Origin of the sequence: Streptomyces griseoruber (assembly GCF_001514205.1) — a bacterium.
Classification (GTDB): domain Bacteria; phylum Actinomycetota; class Actinomycetes; order Streptomycetales; family Streptomycetaceae; genus Streptomyces; species Streptomyces griseoruber.
In genome coordinates this window covers 252,073-270,350 of record NZ_KQ948770.1, presented here as the reverse complement: position 1 = coordinate 270,350, position 18,278 = coordinate 252,073, and the positions used below count along the sequence as shown (strand labels likewise).

The 18,278-nt window shown below is 71.9% G+C and carries 15 protein-coding genes and 1 tRNA gene; 7 read left to right on the top strand and 9 right to left on the bottom strand.

The features are described from left to right. Both AQJ64_RS21820 and AQJ64_RS21815 read right to left on the bottom strand, forming a co-directional pair. Positions 1-678, bottom strand: coding sequence for a class E sortase (locus AQJ64_RS21820; RefSeq protein WP_055636217.1), 678 nt, complete (start codon positions 676-678; stop codon positions 1-3). 18 nt (positions 679-696) lie between these two features. Next, on the bottom strand, positions 697-1,464 hold the full coding sequence (locus AQJ64_RS21815; RefSeq protein ID WP_079061836.1) for a DUF881 domain-containing protein: 768 nt from the start codon (positions 1,462-1,464) through the stop codon (positions 697-699). 139 nt (positions 1,465-1,603) lie between these two features. Here AQJ64_RS21815 and crgA point away from each other — a divergent pair, with 139 nt between their 5' ends. Beyond that, entirely contained in the window at positions 1,604-1,858 is a 255-nt protein-coding gene (gene crgA, locus AQJ64_RS21810) for a cell division protein CrgA (protein ID WP_055636219.1), read from the top strand. A 267-nt stretch (positions 1,859-2,125) separates the two neighbouring features. Here crgA and AQJ64_RS21805 read toward each other — a convergent pair whose 3' ends face one another. Both AQJ64_RS21805 and AQJ64_RS21800 read right to left on the bottom strand, forming a co-directional pair. Continuing rightward, positions 2,126-3,019, bottom strand: coding sequence for a rhomboid family intramembrane serine protease (locus AQJ64_RS21805; RefSeq protein WP_055636225.1), 894 nt, complete (start codon positions 3,017-3,019; stop codon positions 2,126-2,128). A gap of 116 nt (positions 3,020-3,135) precedes the next feature. After that, positions 3,136-3,663: a peptidylprolyl isomerase gene (locus AQJ64_RS21800; protein WP_055636220.1), complete on the bottom strand. Its 528-nt coding sequence runs from the start codon at positions 3,661-3,663 to the stop codon at positions 3,136-3,138. Between the two features lie 254 nt (positions 3,664-3,917). Between AQJ64_RS21800 and AQJ64_RS21795 the strand changes: the two genes are divergently transcribed. Continuing rightward, on the top strand, positions 3,918-4,640 hold the full coding sequence (locus AQJ64_RS21795) for a DUF5324 family protein (RefSeq protein ID WP_055636221.1): 723 nt from the start codon (positions 3,918-3,920) through the stop codon (positions 4,638-4,640). Positions 4,641-4,822: 182 nt separating this feature from the next. On the opposite strand, the gene AQJ64_RS21790 is transcribed toward AQJ64_RS21795, so the two are convergent. Further along, positions 4,823-4,895, bottom strand: a tRNA-Ala gene (locus AQJ64_RS21790). A gap of 179 nt (positions 4,896-5,074) precedes the next feature. Between AQJ64_RS21790 and AQJ64_RS21785 the strand changes: the two genes are divergently transcribed. Both AQJ64_RS21785 and AQJ64_RS21780 read left to right on the top strand, forming a co-directional pair. Continuing rightward, positions 5,075-5,623 carry a helix-turn-helix domain-containing protein gene (locus AQJ64_RS21785; protein WP_055636222.1) on the top strand — a complete coding sequence of 183 codons (549 nt, stop codon included), beginning with the start codon at positions 5,075-5,077 and terminating at the stop codon, positions 5,621-5,623. Positions 5,624-5,982: 359 nt separating this feature from the next. After that, complete coding sequence (locus AQJ64_RS21780) at positions 5,983-7,569, top strand: serine/threonine-protein kinase (RefSeq protein WP_059202887.1); 1,587 nt, start codon at positions 5,983-5,985, stop codon at positions 7,567-7,569. On the opposite strand, the gene AQJ64_RS21775 is transcribed toward AQJ64_RS21780, so the two are convergent. Continuing rightward, entirely contained in the window at positions 7,533-8,891 is a 1,359-nt protein-coding gene (locus tag AQJ64_RS21775; RefSeq protein ID WP_059202886.1) for a hypothetical protein, read from the bottom strand. The genes AQJ64_RS21780 and AQJ64_RS21775 overlap by 37 nt on opposite strands. Positions 8,892-9,124: 233 nt before the next feature. Continuing rightward, positions 9,125-9,253 (bottom strand): DLW-39 family protein, encoded by a 129-nt coding sequence (locus tag AQJ64_RS46225; protein ID WP_003999697.1) that lies wholly within the window; start codon positions 9,251-9,253, stop codon positions 9,125-9,127. A gap of 256 nt (positions 9,254-9,509) precedes the next feature. On the opposite strand from AQJ64_RS46225, the gene AQJ64_RS52415 reads away from it, so the two are divergent. Continuing rightward, entirely contained in the window at positions 9,510-10,193 is a 684-nt protein-coding gene (locus AQJ64_RS52415; protein ID WP_055631809.1) for a DUF6344 domain-containing protein, read from the top strand. A gap of 132 nt (positions 10,194-10,325) precedes the next feature. Then, positions 10,326-11,099 (top strand): glycosyltransferase family 2 protein, encoded by a 774-nt coding sequence (locus AQJ64_RS21765; RefSeq protein WP_240512459.1) that lies wholly within the window; start codon positions 10,326-10,328, stop codon positions 11,097-11,099. Here AQJ64_RS21765 and AQJ64_RS21760 read toward each other — a convergent pair. Next, positions 11,084-11,599, bottom strand: coding sequence for a hypothetical protein (locus AQJ64_RS21760; RefSeq protein ID WP_055631808.1), 516 nt, complete (start codon positions 11,597-11,599; stop codon positions 11,084-11,086). The genes AQJ64_RS21765 and AQJ64_RS21760 overlap by 16 nt on opposite strands. Positions 11,600-11,689: 90 nt before the next feature. Continuing rightward, positions 11,690-12,985: an amidohydrolase family protein gene (locus AQJ64_RS21755; RefSeq protein WP_055631807.1), complete on the bottom strand. Its 1,296-nt coding sequence runs from the start codon at positions 12,983-12,985 to the stop codon at positions 11,690-11,692. Positions 12,986-13,474: 489 nt separating this feature from the next. Between AQJ64_RS21755 and AQJ64_RS21750 the strand changes: the two genes are divergently transcribed. Further along, a complete protein-coding gene (locus AQJ64_RS21750; protein WP_059202885.1) occupies positions 13,475-17,596 on the top strand; it encodes an nSTAND1 domain-containing NTPase in 4,122 nt (1,373 codons plus the stop codon). The last annotated feature ends 682 nt before the right edge of the window (positions 17,597-18,278 follow it).

Sequence of the window (18,278 nt, the reverse complement as noted above, 5' to 3'; positions counted from 1 at the left end):
CTAACGGCGCAGGGCCTTGGGTTCGCCTGCCTCCACGGGCTGTGTGGAGTCGAGATGCGCCCAGACGATCAGCCGATGACTGTGCCCCCATTCCGGATCGCACGTGGTCAGCGTCAGATACCGGCCCGGACGCGTGTACCCCGACTTACGTGGCACAGCGTCGATCACCTCGACGTCCGAGGGCACGGTTTTGTAGGGGCCTTTGTCGATCCGATACGTGAACCAGGTCGTGCCGTCGGTGAGCACCACCGCGTCCCCGCGCCGGAGCCGGGGGAAGTCCTTGAAGGGGTCGCCGTAGGTACGCCGGTGACCTGCGACGGAGAAGTTCCCGGGCTGTCCGAGCCGTGCCGTGCCCGTGTAGTGGCCCAGCCCCTTCTTCAGGGTGCCGGTCCCGGTGCCTTCGAGGACCGGCTTGTTCCACGTGAAACCGAGACGCGGGATGTACATCACCGCGAAGGGCTGTCCGTTCCGGTACGGCGTCGGCGGCGCCGGGGTGCTCGCCCGCGGGGCCGGCTGCCGGGTCGCCCACTGCTCGTGCAGGTCGTCGATCTGGTCGCCCATGGCCCGGTCGGCCCGCACACCGGTCCAGAAGAGCGCATAGACGACGAAGAGCACGATGACGGCGCCGACGGTGATGCACAGCTCGCTGAACGTCCTGACGATCACCCGTAACGACACAGGCGCTCCCGCCGGTTGCTACTCCACAGGCTTCGCGTAGTGCAGATCCACTGTGCCCGAGTAGCCCGGCAGAGTCACCGTCCCGTCCTCGGTGACTTTCCAGCCGAGGCCGTAGACGTTGACGTAGACCATGTAGTTCTGGATCGCGGGCGAGTCCGCGAGCGCCTTCTGGAGCTTCTCGGGGTCGCCGACCGCCTGGATCTTGTACGGCGGTGAGTAGACCCGGCCCTGGAGGATCAGGGTGTTGCCGACGCAGCGCACGGCGCTGGTGGAGATCAGCCGCTGGTCCATGACCTTGATGCCGTCGGCGCCGCCCTTCCACAGGGCGTTGACCACGGCCTGGAGATCCTGCTGGTGGATGACCAGGTAGTCGGGCTGGGGCGCGGGGTAGCCGGGGAGCTTGGCGGTGGCGTTGGGCGGGGCGTCGTTGAGGGTGACCGTGATCGCCTTGCCCTTGAGCTTCTGGGTGCCGGCGTTCTTCTCCAGGCCCGTGAGCTTCTCGTCCTCGGCGCTGGTGCTGCCGTCGTCGGCCTCGGCCAGGGACTCCACCTGCGCGCGCAGGGCCGCGTTGGACTCGTCCAGCTCACCGTTGTTGCGGCTGTGCTCCTGGATCAGGTCGGAGAGCTTCAGCAGGGAGGCGTCCGTGCGGATGTTCGTGCCCTTGGCCGTTTGGAAGCTGGTGACGAAGAGAAGTCCGGCGAGGGCGAAGACACCCGCCGTGAGCATCCGCACGGGACGGTGGCGGGGCGTTGATCCCGTCCGGGGGGAGTCGGCAGAATTGCTCAACGTACCCTTATCTCCTTCGGCGCCGTAGAAGCACTACGCTAACGGACGCCCGGGGGAGCCCCTCAGTCCCCTAGTACGCAGCCCCCGAGCCCGACCAGCACCTGCGCGGCCACGCAGCGCATCGACAGGAGAGACCCTCGTGCCGAAGTCACGTATCCGCAAGAAGGCCGATTACACGCCGCCGCCGGCGAAGCAGGCGACCGCGATCAAGCTGACCAACAGCACCTGGGTCGCCCCGGTGATGCTGGCCATGTTCCTGATCGGGCTGGCCTGGATCGTCATCTTCTACGTGACGGACGGCACGCTGCCGATCGACAAGCTGAACAACTGGAACATCGTGGTGGGCTTCGGGTTCATCGCGGCCGGGTTCGGCGTCTCCACGCAGTGGAAGTAGCGGTCACCGCCAGCTCTCCCCAGGGCTGTTCACTGAGTTATCCACAGGCCTGAGCCTTCTGTCCACAGAGTGGGGAAAAGAAACGACGATCTGTGGATAACTCACCGGAGGTTGACGCCGGTATGACGTAACTACCGGCAGTCACCGGCCCCCGAAAGCCCGTTCGCCCCCTGCCTGACCTGCGTAAACCAAGGTCATCAGCAGGGGGCGTCGCCGTTCCCGCACGTTGTGCACAAGATTCGCCACGCGCTGTGGACAACAGGGCGCTCAAGTGAGCTGGGCGGTCCTCAGGAGGGTCAACACGACCACCGTGGCCAGCACCACCGCACAGGTCCCGTACTGCACCAGGGCCCGGTGCTCACGCGGGGCGTGGACCATGCCGTATCCGATGATCACGCCCGCGACGAGACCACCGATGTGGGCCTCCCAGGCGATGTTGCTCCACCCGAAGGTGAAGATCAGGTTGATCACCAGCAGGGCGATGATCGGCCGCATGTCGTAGCGCATCCGGCGCATCAGCACGGCCGTGGCGCCGAAGAGACCGAAGATCGCGCCCGAGGCGCCGAGGGACGGCTGGTTGGGCTCGGCGATCAGATACGTCAGCGCGCTGCCCGCCAGACCGGAGACGAAGTAGAGGGCCAGATAGCGGGCCCGGCCGAGCGCCTGTTCGAGCGGGCCGCCGAGCCACCAGAGGCTCATCATGTTGAACAGGATGTGGACCACGCCGCCGTGCAGGAACATCGGCGTCAGCAGCCGGTACCACTGCCCCTCCGCGATGCCCTCGACACCGCCGAGGACCGGCACGTACGCCCGGCCGAGCAGCTCGAAGCTGTTGGTGAAGCGGTCGCCGACGGCCATCTGGACCAGATAGACGGCCACGCACAGCCCGATCAGGATCTTGGTGACCAGGCGGGGATCGTCCGTGAGGGAGCCCCCGGCGAGGGTGCGCGGCTGGGAGGCCGCCGGCGGATGCCCCGTGCCCGAGCCCTCCCGGACGCAGGTGGGGCACTGGAACCCGACCGAGGCGCTGACCATGCACTCCGGGCAGATCGGCCGCTCGCAGCGGGTGCAGCGCACACCCGTCTCGCGGCCCGGATGCCGGTAGCAGGAGGGCAGCCCGCTGTGGGTGCCGTCCGGCCGGCTGCCTGGCGCCTGGTCCATGAGCTCCCCCAGTTCGTCGTCGAGCGGAACGGGCATACGGGCTTCGCCCTGCTCATCCTTACGGACGAGCGGGGCAAATGGTTCCTGTTCCCGCCACGGACGGCGCGCGGACAGGTCTAACGCGTCTCGACGACGACCGACTCGATGACGACGTCCCGCAGCGGGCGGTGGGTGCGCGGGTTGGTCTCGGTGGCCGCGATGTCGTCCACGACCTTCTGGCCGGCCTTGTCGACGACCTCCCCGAAGATGGTGTGCTTGCGGTTGAGCCAGGCCGTCGGGGCGACGGTGATGAAGAACTGGGAGCCGTTGGTGCCGGGGCCCGCGTTGGCCATGGCCAGCAGATACGGGCGGTCGAAGCGCAGCTCCGGGTGGAACTCGTCGGGGAACTGGTAGCCGGGGTCGCCGGTGCCGTTGCCCAGCGGGTCACCGCCCTGGATCATGAACCCGCTCATCACCCGGTGGAAGACCGTGCCGTCGTACAGCGGAGCCTTGGACCGCTCGCCGGTCGCGGGGTGGACCCACTCGCGCGCGCCGGTGGCGAGCTCGACGAAGTTCGCGACCGTCTTCGGGGCGAAGTCCCGGAAGAGCCGGATCTCGATGTCGCCCCTGCTGGTCCTCAGGGTGGCGTAGAGCTGCTCTGCCACGATCCTGCCTTCCGTTGTGCTCGTGTGATCCCCCGATCCTCGCACGGACGGGAGCGGGCGGCGCCGATCCGTGGCATTGTCGACGACAAGGTCCCGTTGCCCTTATTCATCCCCTATGGCACTCGCCCGGTCCACCGTCGCACCCGCCCGGCACCCGGATGCCCCTCCGCACGTGCCGTGACGGAGACCGGCAGGCATGATCCGTAAAAGGGTGGAAAGTCGAAATACCGTACGCCACCGAGGAGGAGGAACCCGTGACCCGCATCGACAGCGTGCGCGCCGCGACCGGCTCGGCGAAGGACAGCGTGCTGCACGCCGCGGAAGTGGTGGCGCCCTACGCCGACACGGCCAAGGAAAGGGCCGCGCAGTACGCGCAGGAGGCCCGGGAACGACTCGCGCCCAGGGTGTCCCTGGCCGCCGAGCAGGCCCGCACCCAGTACGACACCCATGTCGCGCCCCGGCTGGAACTGGCCCGGACGCATGTACCGCCGAAGGTCGACCAGGCCGCGCACGAGGCGGCCGTCCGGACCCGGATCGCCGCCCGGCAGGCCGCCGAGTACTCCCGGCAGGCGGCGGAATACTCCCGGCCGAGGATCGAACAGGCGGTCGCCGCGGCCGGGCCCATGAAGGACGAGGCCACCGCCCGGGGCGTCGCCGCGGTGGCCGCGCTGCGCGGCCAGGTGACACCGAAGGAGATCGAGCGGCTGGTGCGCAGGCACCGGCGGCGGGCCCGGGCCGGGAAGGCCGCCCGGATCCTCCTCGTGTGCGGAGTGGTCGCCGGCGGTGCCTTCGCGGCCTGGAAGTGGTGGGACAAGCAGGCCAACCCCGACTGGCTGGTCGAACCGCCCGCCCCCACGGAGGTGCCCGCCTCCAGCGGCCTCACCTCGGTGGACGGCAGCGGGGCCGTCCTGGACCCGGAGGTACAGGCCAAGCAGGCCGAGGAGGAGGCGGCGAACCAGGACGACGACCGCGGCTGACGACCGCGCGAACGGGACCCCGCCCGCCCGGAGTTCGCCGCCCCCCTGTCCTTCCGGACAGCGGGAACCGTCCGTCCGACCGGTCGGGCGGGACCCCTCGCCGCCCGCCGCCGCCCCGTGAGACAACCTGAGAAAAGCCCCTCTGCTCTGCGTTTATGCAGATCAGAGGGGCTTTTCGGGTGTGGAGCCTAGGGGAGTCGAACCCCTGACATCTGCCATGCAAAGACAGCGCTCTACCAACTGAGCTAAGGCCCCGTAAGGGACGTCCGGCCGGGAACTCGTCCCGACGGCCGCCGCAGACCAGAGTACCGGGTCACCGGGGGTATCTCGCAAAAAGATTGGGGGTCCCCGTGAATGACCACTCTCCGTAAGATGCTCGACGTGGTTCGCTACAGCGAACCGTGGATGTTCTGGGGAAGCGATGGGGAGACGCAATGGACGCCGCACAACAGGAAGCGACCGCGAGAGCGCGGGAACTTCAGCGGAACTGGTACGGGGAGCCACTGGGGGCGCTCTTCCGTAAGCTCATCGACGATCTTGGCCTCAACCAGGCTCGTCTCGCGGGGGTGCTGGGACTGTCCGCGCCGATGCTGTCCCAGCTGATGAGCGGTCAGCGGGCGAAGATCGGCAACCCGGCCGTGGTGCAGCGCGTGCAGCTGCTCCAGGAGCTGGCCGGACAGGTCGCGGACGGCAGCGTCAGCGCCGCCGAGGCGACCGAGCGGATGGACGAGATCAAGCGGTCGCAGGGGGGCTCCGTGCTCAGCAACACCACCACCACGACGAGCAGTTCGGGGGCTCCCACGGTGAAGCGGGTGGTCCGGGAGATCCAGTCGCTGCTGCGCTCGGTGGCCGCCGCCGGCGACATCATCGACGCCGCCGACACCCTCGCCCCGAGCCACCCGGAACTGGCCGAGTTCCTGCGGGTGTACGGCGCCGGCCGTACCTCGGACGCCGTCACGCACTACCAGTCCCACCAGAGCTGAGCCGTCCGACCGGTCGCTGAAGGGGGTTCGGCACCGGACGCACGCGCCGGCCAACGGGGGACGGCCATGGGGGTGCTCGGGGAGACCACGACGGGTGCACGGGGCACCGGTACGGGTACACGGGGGACGAGTACGGGGTACATGGGGGACCAGTACGGGGTACATGGGGGACCAGTACGGGGTACATGGGGGACCAGTACGGGGTACTCGGGGGACACATACGGGGGCACGGGGGACATACCCGAGGGGCCGGGAAGACCTTCCCACAGGACCGCGGGGACACGGGGGTCCCTCGCTCGCCACGGGGGTAGCGAGGGGGTAGCAGGGGGACAGCCGAGGGGGAGGAGCGACGCACTGCCATGGGTGAGGTCTTCGCCGGACGGTACGAACTGGCCGACCCGATCGGGCGCGGAGGGGTCGGCGCGGTCTGGCGCGCCTGGGACCACCGCCGCCGCCGGTACGTGGCCGCGAAGGTGCTCCAGCAGCGGGACGCCCACTCCCTGCTGCGGTTCGTCCGCGAACAGGGACTGCGGATCGACCACCCGCATGTGCTCGCGCCCGCCAGCTGGGCCGCCGACGACGACAAGGTGCTGTTCACCATGGACCTGGTGGCCGGCGGTTCACTGGTCCACCTCGTCAACGACTACGGTCCGCTGCCGCCCGCGTTCGTCTGCGGCCTGCTCGACCAGCTCCTGTCCGGGCTCACCGCCGTGCACGCGGAGGGCGTGGTCCACCGTGACATCAAACCGGCGAACGTGCTCCTCGAAGCCACCGGCACCGCCCGCCCCCGGCTCAGGCTGTCCGACTTCGGCATCGCGATGCGGCTCGGCGAACCGCGCCTGACCGAGACCAACCTCGTGGTGGGGACGCCCGGTTACCTCGCCCCCGAGCAGATGATGGGCGCCGAGCCGGACTTCCCCGCCGACCTGTTCGCCGTGGGACTCGTCGCGCTGTACCTCCTCGAAGGCGCCAAGCCGGACGCCAAGGCGCTCGTGCAGTACTTCGCCGAGCACGGAACTCCGGGTGCCCCCAAGGGAATCCCGGATCCGCTGTGGCAGGTCGTCGCCATGCTGCTGCAACCCGATCCGCAGGCCCGTTTCCGTACGGCCACGGGGGCGCGCAAGGCGCTGGCGGCGACCGCGGAACTCCTGCCGGAGCCCGGCCCCGACGACGAACTCATCGAGATATTCGACCAACTCGGGCCCCTTCCCCAGGGGTTCGGCCCCGAGGGGCCCCTGAAGCCGCTCCCGAAGAAGCCTCCCTCCGAGCCCCTCCACACCGGGCATACGGCACGTATCGGCGAGCATGTCCTGCCCGCCCGGCCGACCACGCCCCCGGGCGGGTCCCTTCCCGTACGCCCCGACACTCCCCCCGGCCCGGTCCGTGCGGGCACGGATTCCCTGCCCGCCCGGCCCCTCGCGCCCCCCGGCCCGACCGTCCCGACCGGTCCAGGCGAAACGTCCCCTCACACGGCGTCCACGCCGACGCCCTCCTCCTCCGGTCCCGTCCCCCCTCAGCCGCCCGCACACCCCCCGACCCCGACGCCGACGCCGACCCCCACGCCGACCCCCACCCCCACCCCGACCCCGTCCATGTCGGACACCGGCAGCTTCCACCTGCCGCCCCCTCTCCCGACGGTCACCGCGACGCCCACCCCCAGCCCCACCCCCACCCCGACCCCGACGCCGACCCCGGCTCCGCACCCCCGTCTCACCCCCGCCCTCCACGACCCCACCTTCGCGCTGACCCCCGCGCGCGGCCCCCGCGTCGCCACCGCCACCGCCTCCTACACCGCCCAGGACCCGGTGGCGGCCGCCCCGCGGCCGCGGGGGCACCGGGCCGTGCGGCAGCGGCGGCCGGGGCCGCCCGTCAAGGTCGCGGTGCCGTTGCTGCTGCTCGCGCTGGCCTGTTACACCGTCGGGTTCTGGGCGCTGACGCGGATCTGAGCGGAGGCCCGGCGGCGGGCGATCAGGGTCCAGCCGCCGAGGAACAGCAGCAGCGCGCTGCCCGTGCCGATGCCGGCCGCCGCGACCGCCCGCATCACGGGGTCGTCCCCGGCCCCCGCGGATCCCCCGGACCGTCCCGTCCCCGGGTCGGTGCCGAAGACCCCGCTGGGCACGGGCCGGCCCAGGTACCCCGGCCCGGGCTCCGGGGTGCCCCCGAGGCGGACCCGCAGGGTCACCTCGTAGGGGCCGTCCCCGAACTGCTCGGCGACCTGCGTGGAGAGATGGACGACGAGGTAGTAGGAGCCGGCGAACCGCAGGCTGTTCTGCGGGTCGGTGGGCGCGTACCGGTTGGCGTACCGGACGGGCGGGACGGGGTCCAGGGCGGCCGACTTCTGGCTGCCGCCGTAGCCGGTGCCCCGGGCCACGACCTTGGCGCGCACCGGGTTGTAGAGGGTCAGCTCCAGCGCGTCGACCACATATCCGGTCCCGGTCCCGGCTCCGGTCCCCGAGGCGCTGCTCGAGGTGCCGCCGGCCAGGTCCGCCTCGGCGTACAGCTGCTGTCCCCAGTCGACGGGCACCCGGTAGAAGACGGTCTCACCGGGGACCACCTCGTCGCGCCAGACGCCCTGCCCGACGGCGGTGGCCGCGGTGAAGCCCGCGCCGCCGGGCCGCACGACCGGCTCCCCGGGCGGCGGTGCGGGGGTCGCGGAGTCCCAGGCCCGGGGTGTGCTCGTGTCGCCGGGCCCGGCGAGCGCGGGCTCGGTGACGGGCGCGAGTTCCAGGTCCCAGGGGTCGGCGGCGGTCTCCCCGGTGCCCGTGTCCGACCGCTCGACGACCACGTAGTACGTGCCCGCCCGCTGGCACAGCCCCTTGCCGGGCCGGATCTCCCGCGCGCCCCAGGCCGTCACGGGCTGCGGGCTGCGCGCGGCGCCGATCGTCGCCGACTCGAAGGAGCAGCTCCCGCTGTCGGCGTCCTGCACGGAGACCGTGATGCCGTCGCCGACGGCGGGGGTGCTCCCCGGGCGGGGGATCGCGGTGACGGCGACGTACGTGGTGGACTCGGCGTCCAGTTCGAGGCGGTAGTACGCCTTGCTGCCGCCTTCGAGGGTGCTTTTGTACGTCGCTCCGGACTCCAGGCGTACGGCCTCGGAGGCGCCGGTCGCGGCACGGGCCTCGCGGACGTCGTCGGCGAAGACGTACGACGGGACGTCCGGCGCGGCGACGGCGGCCGGTGCCGGGACGGCCGACCCGAGCAGCACCCCCAGGACCACGGCGCGCAGCACCACCACCGCGCGCCCCGTACCCCCCGTACGCCGGGCCATCAGAACCCGCCCCCTCGCCTTGGTCCGAACGGGGCCCATCCTGCCCCGCCGCCCCGGCCCCCGCCCCCGCATTCCCCACGAGCGTCCGAAACACCCGCCTCTATCCGCAAACCGGAACCTCCGCAACCGGAGAGCGGCGAACCGGAAACCGGAGACCGGAGACCGGCAACACAAAACCCCGACCGCTTCGGCGGCCGGGGTCTGATCTCGATCTCAGTCTCTGGTGTCGGTACTCACGAACCCGTGGGCACGGAGTCGGTGGCCTCCGTCCACAGGTCCTGCTCGGCGCGATCCGCCTGGATCTGCCGGTACACGAGGAGACCGCCGATGGCGGCCAGTGCGACCAGGAGCAGCTTCTTCACCGCGCGACCTCGTCTTTCCTTGACGTAGGGGACCTCTGGCGCCCGACTATACACACCGACCGATATCGATCGGTGACCTGCGTCGGCCTCCCAACTCCCTTCTTCGGCCGCCCTGTGACCCGTTTTTCCCCGGTGCGCCCATACGAGTGGTGTTCATCGGAACATCGCCTCGTCATGTGCGTCGGTCCCCCGGTTCACGCTCGCCCTACACATGATGAGCAAAGTACGCAAATCGCCCAACCTGAAGGTGAGGGGCATGACCGTGAACCGGGTCATGAAGGTGTGGACCGCCATCGTCACCGCGTTCCTCGCGCTGTGCACGGCGCTCGGCTTCGTCGCTTCGACCGCCGGGACCGCGACGGCGCAGACGGGACCGACGCACACCGACGCCGAGAAGGCCGACGGCAGCGAGAGCCCGCGCGCCGAGAGCGCCGGCGGATCGAGCCCCGGAGCATCGAGCCCCGGCGGCCCGGGTGCCGGAGGTTCGAGCCCCGGCGGCGAGAGCGTCCGCGGTACGAGCAACGCCGCCGCCACGAGCATCGCCGCCACGAGCCCCGAGGCGTCGAGCCCCCGCGGTGCGAGCATCGGCCGCGAAGCCCCCGCCGGAGAGCGCGGCCACGACGAGTTCCCCTCCGAAGAGCGTGTCGGCGGTCGAGGCGTCGGCTCCGTGCGTGCCGCCGGTGAGGCACCTGTCGGCGAGCGCCCGAACGCCCCGGTCACCGGGAGCGCGCCGGCCACGACCCCGTCGACCGCCTCCGCCTGGGACTGGTTCCAGACCCGCTCCCTGCCCCCCACCATGAAGCAGCGCATCCTCGCCGAAGCCCACGGCAAGTCCCCCAGCTGCCGCCACCGCTCCCTCACCGACCCGGACGCGGCCGAGAACGACACCGACTGCGACCCCGCGGAGGCGGCCGAGCCGTCGATCCCGGTCCAGCGCTGAGACTGCGGGGACAGCTCCACCGACGTTCGACGTGACGGCGACTCGCGTACAGACCGCACGATGCAGGCCCGGCGGCTCCCCGAGCGACCGGGCCTTCGCCGCATGTACACATCACACGGCTAACCTGAGGCCGTGCCCCAGGACCACGAACGAATCCGGCGCATAGTCGTCCTCACCGCCGTCCACGCGCCCGCGGCCCGGTATCTGCCCGAGGCCTGGAAGTCGCTGCGTGAACAGAGGCTGCCCGAGGACTGGGAGTGGCACTGGGTGATCCAGGAGGACGGTACGACGGACCAGGTCCGCCCGTACGTCCCCCAGGACCCCCGAGTGACCTTCCGGCAGGGGCGCCCCGGCGGGCCCGGCGTCGCCCGCACGATCGCGCTGGCGTACAGCGACGGGCCGTACGTGAAGGTCCTGGACGCCGACGACCTGCTCACACCCGGTGCGCTCGCCCGGGACCTGGCCGCCCTGGAGGACGATCCCGGCCTCGGCTGGGCGACCTCACGGGTGCTGGACCTGCTCCCCGACGGCTCCACGGTCGGTTTTCCCGGCGATCCCGCGGGCGGGCCCCTCGAACGCGGCGCCGTGCTCGACCACTGGGCGGCGCACGACCACCGCGCCCAGGTGCACCCGGCCTCCCTGTTCGTCCGGCGGGACCTGCTGGCCGCGCTCGGCGGCTGGATGGCGCTGCCGGCCTCCGAGGACACCGGTCTGCTGCTCGCGCTGAACGCGGTGAGCCGTGGCTGGTTCACCCCGGAAGCGGGACTCTTCTACCGCAAATGGGCAGGCCAGGCCACGGGCCAGGCTTCGCACGTCGACCCCGCCGAGCGGGCGGCCCGGATGGCGGTCGCGGAGGCCAGGGCACGGGCGCTGGCCTCCTACGGCTGGACCTACCCGGCGGACTGACCCGCGGCGACGGCCAGCCAGTGGGCCACCCGGCGCAGCGTGCTCTCGTCGGCCCGGTCCACCAGGGCCTGTACGGCCGTGACGTCGTCCGGGGTGAGGTCGTAGAGGCCCGCCTTGCTCAGCCCGGCCATGAGCACCTGGTGCCGGCGGTCCTCCATGCGCTCGGCGAGCTTGGTGGGAGAGGCGGCCGCCGCGCTCTCGGCGGGGGCCGCAGCGGAGGACGAAGCGGGGGCCGCAGCGGGAGCCGGGGCGTCGGCCGGGTCGAAGAGGTGCCACGCGCCGCCCCTCGGACCCCACAGGGCGACCGTCGCCACGTCCCCCCGCGCCCGCTTGACCTGGGTCATCTCGCCCATCGCGTACAGCACGGGGGTGCGGTCGGGCGATTCGGCGGCGGGCCGCCAGGAATCCGAGGACGGGTCGTGGAACATCGCGACCCAGCGCGGGTCCCCCGGCGGCTGCGGGCTCCGGGGACTGCCCTGTCGGGCCTGTCGGGTCTCCATGGCGCTCACCCCTTCCGTATCGCCGTATCGGCACGGCGGGGCGACCATAACTGACGGACCGTCAGCTATCCAGGCCTTCAGGGGGCTTCCCTACTGCGCCGCCGCGATCGCCGCCCGCGCCCGCGCCCGGAACGCCTCCAGCTTGTCCACCGGCTCGGTCAGCTGCCGGCTGCGCGAGCGGACGCTGACGTCATGGCCGGCCGCGGCCCTGCGCAGCGCGCCGACCGTGGCCCGCTCGCGCGGGATGTGGGCGAAGGGATCGAAGGAGTACCAGCGCATCGCGTTCTCGTGGGTCATCTTCGCGATGTCCGCGTCCGGTACGGCGCACTCCCGCAACACCTGGTGGAGCTGCTCGGGCGCGTCCGGCCACAGCGAGTCGCTGTGCGGGTAGTCGCCCTCCCAGCAGATGTTGTCGATGCCGATGTCGTGCCGCAGCCTGACGCCCAGCCGGTCGGTGATGAAGCAGGTCAGGAAGTGCTCGCGGAAGACCTCGGAGGGGAGCTTGCCGCCGAAGTCCTGGAGGGTCCAGGTCGCGTGCATCTCGAAGGTGCGGTCGACGCGCTCCAGGAAGTAGGGGATCCAGCCGGTGCCGCCCTCGGACAGCGCGATCCGCAGACCGGGGAACTCCTTGAGGACCCGGGACCACAGCAGGTCGGCGGCGGCCTGGACGAGGTTGATCGGCTGGAGCGTGATCATCACGTCCGGCGGCGAGTCGACGGCCGGGATGGCGAGGCGGCCGGAGGAGCCGATGTGCACCGACAGCACGGTGGCGGTGTCGCAGGCGGCCTGCCAGACCGGGTTCCAGTACGGGTCGTGGAAGCTCGGGTAACCGAGGGCGGCCGGGTTCTCCGGGAAGGTCATCGAGTGACAGCCCTTGGCCGCGACCCGCCGCATCTCGGCCGCCGTGAGCTCGGCGCTCCAGATGGCGGGCAGCGCCATGGGGATGAACCGGCCGGGGTACGCCCCGCACCACTCGTCGATGTGCCAGTCGTTGTAGGCGCGCACGAGGGCCAGGGAGAAGTCGGAGTCCTCGGTGGCGAACATCCGCGCCGAGAAGCCGGGGAAGGACGGGAAGTTCATCTGGGCGAGGACACCGCCCGCGTTCATGTCCTTGACGCGCTCGTGGACGTCGTAGCAGCCGGGCCGGATCTCGTCCATGCCCTGCGGGTCGAGGCCGTACTCCTCCTTGGGCCGCCCGGCGACCGCGTTGAGCGCGGCGTTGCCCACGGTGTTGTCCCGGAACTGCCACACGTCGCTGCCGTCCTGGCGGTGGACGAGCTTCGGCGCGTCGTCCAGGTACCGCTTCGGCAGGTGGTTCACGAAGATGTCCGGCGGCTCGATGATGTGGTCGTCCACGCTGATCAGGATCAGATCGTCCCGTTGCATGTCAGTGCCTCCCGCACGCCCTGCTGGATCTGCACTCTCGTTTTTTGAAAACTACATTCTCACCAGGCGCGAATCAAGCATTCGGACCGCGTGCCTCGGGGCGGCGGCCGCGAGGCACGCGGCGGGGCGGCATCCGGACAGCGGGGTCCGTCTCTCGGCCAAAGGTGATCGGGAACCGGCCCGGGAAGTGGATCAATGCGTGAGGGCCGCGGGCCCGGGGTAGCTCAACCCGGTTCGGGTACCGAGGAGCGGAAAGTGACCGGTGCGCACTGCACACGCCATCGCGCGCGCCGCACCGTTCGGCACCGGTCCCTCCCCTCGTGCGGACCGCTGCCGAACGGTGCGGGTGCCGTCCGGTTGCCCTTCGGATCCTGCCAGCTACGGCTCGCGGCGAGGAGGGTGCCGACCTCGGCACCGTCTCGTCGCCGCAGGTCAGCCGTATAAAGTGAGTTTTCCGGTCCGGATTCCAGGTGCGGGGGAAGTAAAGGGGTGGAGGCCTTGGGTTCCGACTCAGGGGCGCGCACAGCCTTCGCGGAACGCCTCGCGCTGCTCTACAAGGAGGCCGGCAACCCGCCCCTCAAACGCGTGTCCGAGGCGGTCGCGCGGCAGCAACGGGTCGACGAGCGCGGGCGCCCCGTGCGGGTGTCGGCCCAGCGGATCAGCGACTGGCGCCGGGCCCGCAACGTCCCCGCCCACTTCGCCGCCCTCGCCGCCGTCCTCCATGTCCTGATACCCGACGCCCGCCGCGCCCGGCCCGTCCCCGTCTCCCCCGGCCTCTACGACCTGCCGCAGTGGCAGCGGCTCTGGGAGCGCGCGCTGGCCGACCCGGTCGCGGCCGGCGAGGGCGCCGCGCCCGCCGAGGAGGCGGAGGGGGAGCAGACCGCCTCGGGCCCCGGCTCCGGCACCAACACCGGCACCGGCTCGGGCTCGGGCTCGGGCGAGTCCGGCGTTCCGGGGAGCGTGTGCCCCTACCGGGGCCTGGCCGCCTACCGTCAGCAGGACGCCCGCTGGTTCTTCGGCCGGGAGCGCAGCACCGAGGCGCTCGTCGCCCAGCTGCGCGCCGCCCGGCGCACGGGCGGCCCGGTGATGCTGGTCGGCGCCTCGGGCGCGGGCAAGTCCTCCCTGCTCAGCGCCGGACTGGTGCCCGCCCTGCGGGAGGGCGCCCTCATGGACGGGGACGAAGAGGCGGACGTACCGCGGGGGGACCTACCGCAGGCGGACGTACCGCAGGGCGACGTACCGCAGGGCGACGTCCTGCATCTGGTCCCCGGTGCCGATCCCCTCGCCGAGCTGGCCGCCCGGATCCCCGAGCTCGCGCCGCTCATCGAGGGCGCCCACGAGCACTGCGGCCCCGTTCCGCTGCGGTTCGCGCGGTCCGTGCGGGAGGCCGTGACCGTCTGGGCGCGCCGCGAGGCACCCGGGAGCGGCCAGGCGGTCGTCGTCGTGGACCAGTTCGAGGAGGTCTTCACCCTCTGCTCCGACGAGGCGAGCCGGCGCCTCTTCGTCCAACTGCTGCACGCCGCGGCCACACCGGGCGCGGGGGAGCGGGCCCCGGTACTCGTCGTGCTCGGCATCCGCGCCGACTTCTACGAACAGTGCCTCGCCCACCCCGAACTCGCCGACGCCCTCCAGCACCGGCACATGGTCCTCGGCCCGCTCACCACGACCGAGCTGCGCGAGGCGGTCACCGGTCCCGCGAAGGCCGTGGGCCTGGAGCTCGAACCGGGCCTCGCGGAGCTCATCGTCCGCGAGGTCAGCGCCGACGGTCCGCGCGGCGCCCACGACGCCGGTGTGCTGCCGCTGCTCTCGCACGCCCTGCTCGCCACCTGGCAGCGCCGCAAGGCCGGCCGGCTGACCCTCGCCGGCTACCGCGCCGCCGGCGGTATCCAGGGCGCGGTCGCCGCGACCGCCGAGCGGGCCTGGTCCGGCCTCGACCCGGCCGCCCGCACGGCCGCGCGGCTGCTGCTGCTGCGGCTGGTCCGGCTCGGCGAGGACACCCAGGCCACCCGCCGACGCGGCACCCGCCGCCAGCTGGCGCAGGAGTCCACCGACCCCGGCGCGACGGAGGAGTCCCTGGAGGCGCTGGTGCGCGCCCGGCTGGTGACGCTGGACGCGGAGTCCGTGGAGATCACCCACGAGGCCCTGCTGACCGCGTGGCCGCGGCTGCGCGAATGGATCGACGAGGGCCGCAGCGACCACCTGCTGCGCCAGCGCCTGGAGGAGGACGGCCGCGCCTGGGAGGGCTCGCACCGCGACTCCTCGCTGCTCTACCGGGGCTCACGGCTCGAACAGGCGCACACCTGGGCGAAGTCCGCCGGCGACACCTTCCTCACCCGCAGCGCGGTGGACTTCCTGGCCGCGTCCGTACGGCTGCGGCGGCGCACGGTGTGGATCAGCCGCGCCGCGGTGTCGGCCCTGGTGGTGCTGGCCATGCTGGCGGTCGGCGCGGCGGTCGTCGCCTGGCAGCAGCGCAACGACGCCGTGTTCGAACAGGTGGTCGCCGAGGCCGACCGGGTGCAGTACACGGACCCGTCGCTGTCCGCCCAGCTCGACCTGGTCGCCCACCGGCTGCGCCCCGGCGACGAGGGCGCCCGCAACCGGCTGATCTCGATCGTCAACGCGCCCCTGGCCACCCCGCTCCTCGGCCACACCGGCGCCGTCTACCTCACCTCCTTCAGCCCCGACGGCAAGCTCCTCGCCACCGCCAGCTACGACCGCACGGTCCGGCTGTGGAGCCTGGCCGACCCCACCCGCCCCAAGCCCCTGGGCAAGCCGCTCACCGGCCACACCAGCTGGGTGAGCAGCGCGGTCTTCAGCCCCGACGGCCGTACCCTCGCCAGCGCCGGCGACGACGGCACGGTCCGCCTGTGGGACGTACGCGAGCCCACCGCTCCCCGCCCGCTCGGCACCCCCCTCCAGGCGCACGGCGGCACGGTCTACCTGGTCGCCTTCAGCCCCGACGGCCGCACGCTCGTCTCCGCCAACGAGGACAGCAGGGTGCGCCTGTGGAACGTGGCCGACCCGGCCGCGCCGAAGGCCCTCGCCACCCTGACCGGCCACAGCGCCGCGGTGCGCTCCGTGGCGTTCAGCCCCGACGGCCGTACGCTCGCGACCGGCGGGGACGACAACGCCGTACGGCTGTGGAACACCACCGACCCGGGCCGGCCGCGCCCGCTGGGCGAGCCGCTGACCGGCCACGACGGCACGGTCCACTCGCTGGCGTTCAGCCCGGACGGCAGCACCCTCGCCTCCGGCGGCGCGGACGACACCGTACGCCTGTGGAAGGTGTCGGACCCCGCGCACCCGAGTGCCCTCGGCGCCCCGCTCACCGGCCACACCGGTCCGGTCTGGTCGGTGTCCTTCTCCCCGGACGGCTCGCTGCTCGCCGGCGCCAGCGCGGACAGCACGGCCATCCTCTGGAACGTCAGCGACCCGGCGTACCCCTCCCAGGTCGGCGAGCCCCTCGCGGGCAGCAGCGGCGAGATGTACGCGCTGGGCTTCAGCCCGGACGGCACCACCCTCGCCACCGGCAGCGGCGACAACAAGATCCGGCTGTGGTCGGTCCCCACCGCGGACATGATCGGCCGCACCGGCGCCTTCCGCCCGGACGGGCGGGTGCTCGGCACGGCGGCCCGCGACGGACGCATCCGGCTGTGGAACGTGGCGCGCCCCGACCGCCCGGAACCCCTCGGCGAGCCGTTCATGGCCGCGGACGGCGGCTACCGCTCCCTGGCCTTCTCCCCCGACGGCCGCACCCTCGCCGTACTGACCGACAACCAGGCGGTCCGCCTCTACGACGTCACCGACCCGTCCCACCCCGTCTCCCACGGCGCCCCGATCACCCTGCGCACCCGCTTCACCGGCCCGGACGCGCTCGCGTACAGCCCCGACGGCAGAACCCTGGCGACCGGCTACGACGACCGCACGATCCAGCTCTGGAACGTGGCCGACCCCGCCCACGTCACCCCCCTGGGCTCCCCGCTCACCGGCCACCGCGGCTATGTCAACGCCCTCGCCTTCAGCCCGGACGGCAAGACCCTGGCCTCCGGCAGCGCGGACGCGACGATCCGGCTGTGGGACGTGACGGACCCGAGCCGTGTGACGGGTGTGGGCGAACCCCTGAAAGGCCACTCGGGCCCGGTCAACGCCCTCGCCTACAGCCCGGACGGCACCACCCTGGCCTCCGGCAGCGACGACGACACGGTCCGCCTGTGGGACATCACGGACCCCTCCCGGGCGGGCGGCCTGGGCTCCCCCCTCACCGGCCACACCGAGGCGGTGGTCTCCCTGACGTTCAGCCAGGACGGCGGCACGCTCGCCTCCGGCGGCAACGACAACACGGTCCGCCTCTGGAACGTCCGCACCCCCTCCGACGCCTCCCCCATCGGCCAGTCGATGAGCCCCAACGCCAAGACCGGCAACTTCCTCTCGTTCAGCCCCAACAGCCGCCTGCTGGGCGTCTCCAGCGGCGCCGACACCGTCCGCCTCTGGAACCTCGACGTCGACCGGGCCATCACCCACATCTGCGCCACCACCCGCAACGTCCTCACCGCCGAGAAGTGGCACGAGTACCTCCCCCGCCTCTCGTACGATCCTCCGTGCCCCGGCTGACTCAGGAGTGATCCCGATCACAACTTCCCACTCCGCCCGACCAGTCGCCCCCCGTTGATCAACCACCCTTGTTAGCCTTGGCCCAAGCCCGGTCGCTGGTGCATCCCCCGTCGCCAGCGACCGGGCCTTTTTGCTGCCCGCATCGCCCCCACCGTGCACACAAAAGACCCCCGGTTCACCCGAACCGGGGGTCTTTTCACTGCGAGGCTGTCACGGCGGCCGCTACGCGACGCCACTCTTCGAGTTGCAGTACACCTCTCTGCCGGTATTGCCCCTCTGCAGGCACGAAGTCGCAGCCCTCGAGCTTGTCCCCGTTGGGCTTCCAACAGGCCCGACCGCCGTCGAACGCGTCCGTCGTGTGGACGCAGAACGAACTCGCCGCGCTCGCCGGAGGAGCGGTGAAAATCACGGACCCCATCGCGGCGGCGGCTCCTGCATCGCGACTGCGGGCGTCACGCCAGCCCGGCGGGAGAGAGGAAGGCAACCGATCATTCGCCCGATGATCCTTTCAAGCTGGGCACGGTCACCGCATCAGAAGGTGGCGTCTCGCCGAGTGGTGTAGCCGATCAAGCTGGTGGAATCCGCAGGTAGTGGCCCGAATCGCCCTCGCTGGAGGCTCTGTTGGGGCTCGCCGCGCCAGTACCAGCGGCGATCGCACGACGGACCTCAGCGGCACGTAGCG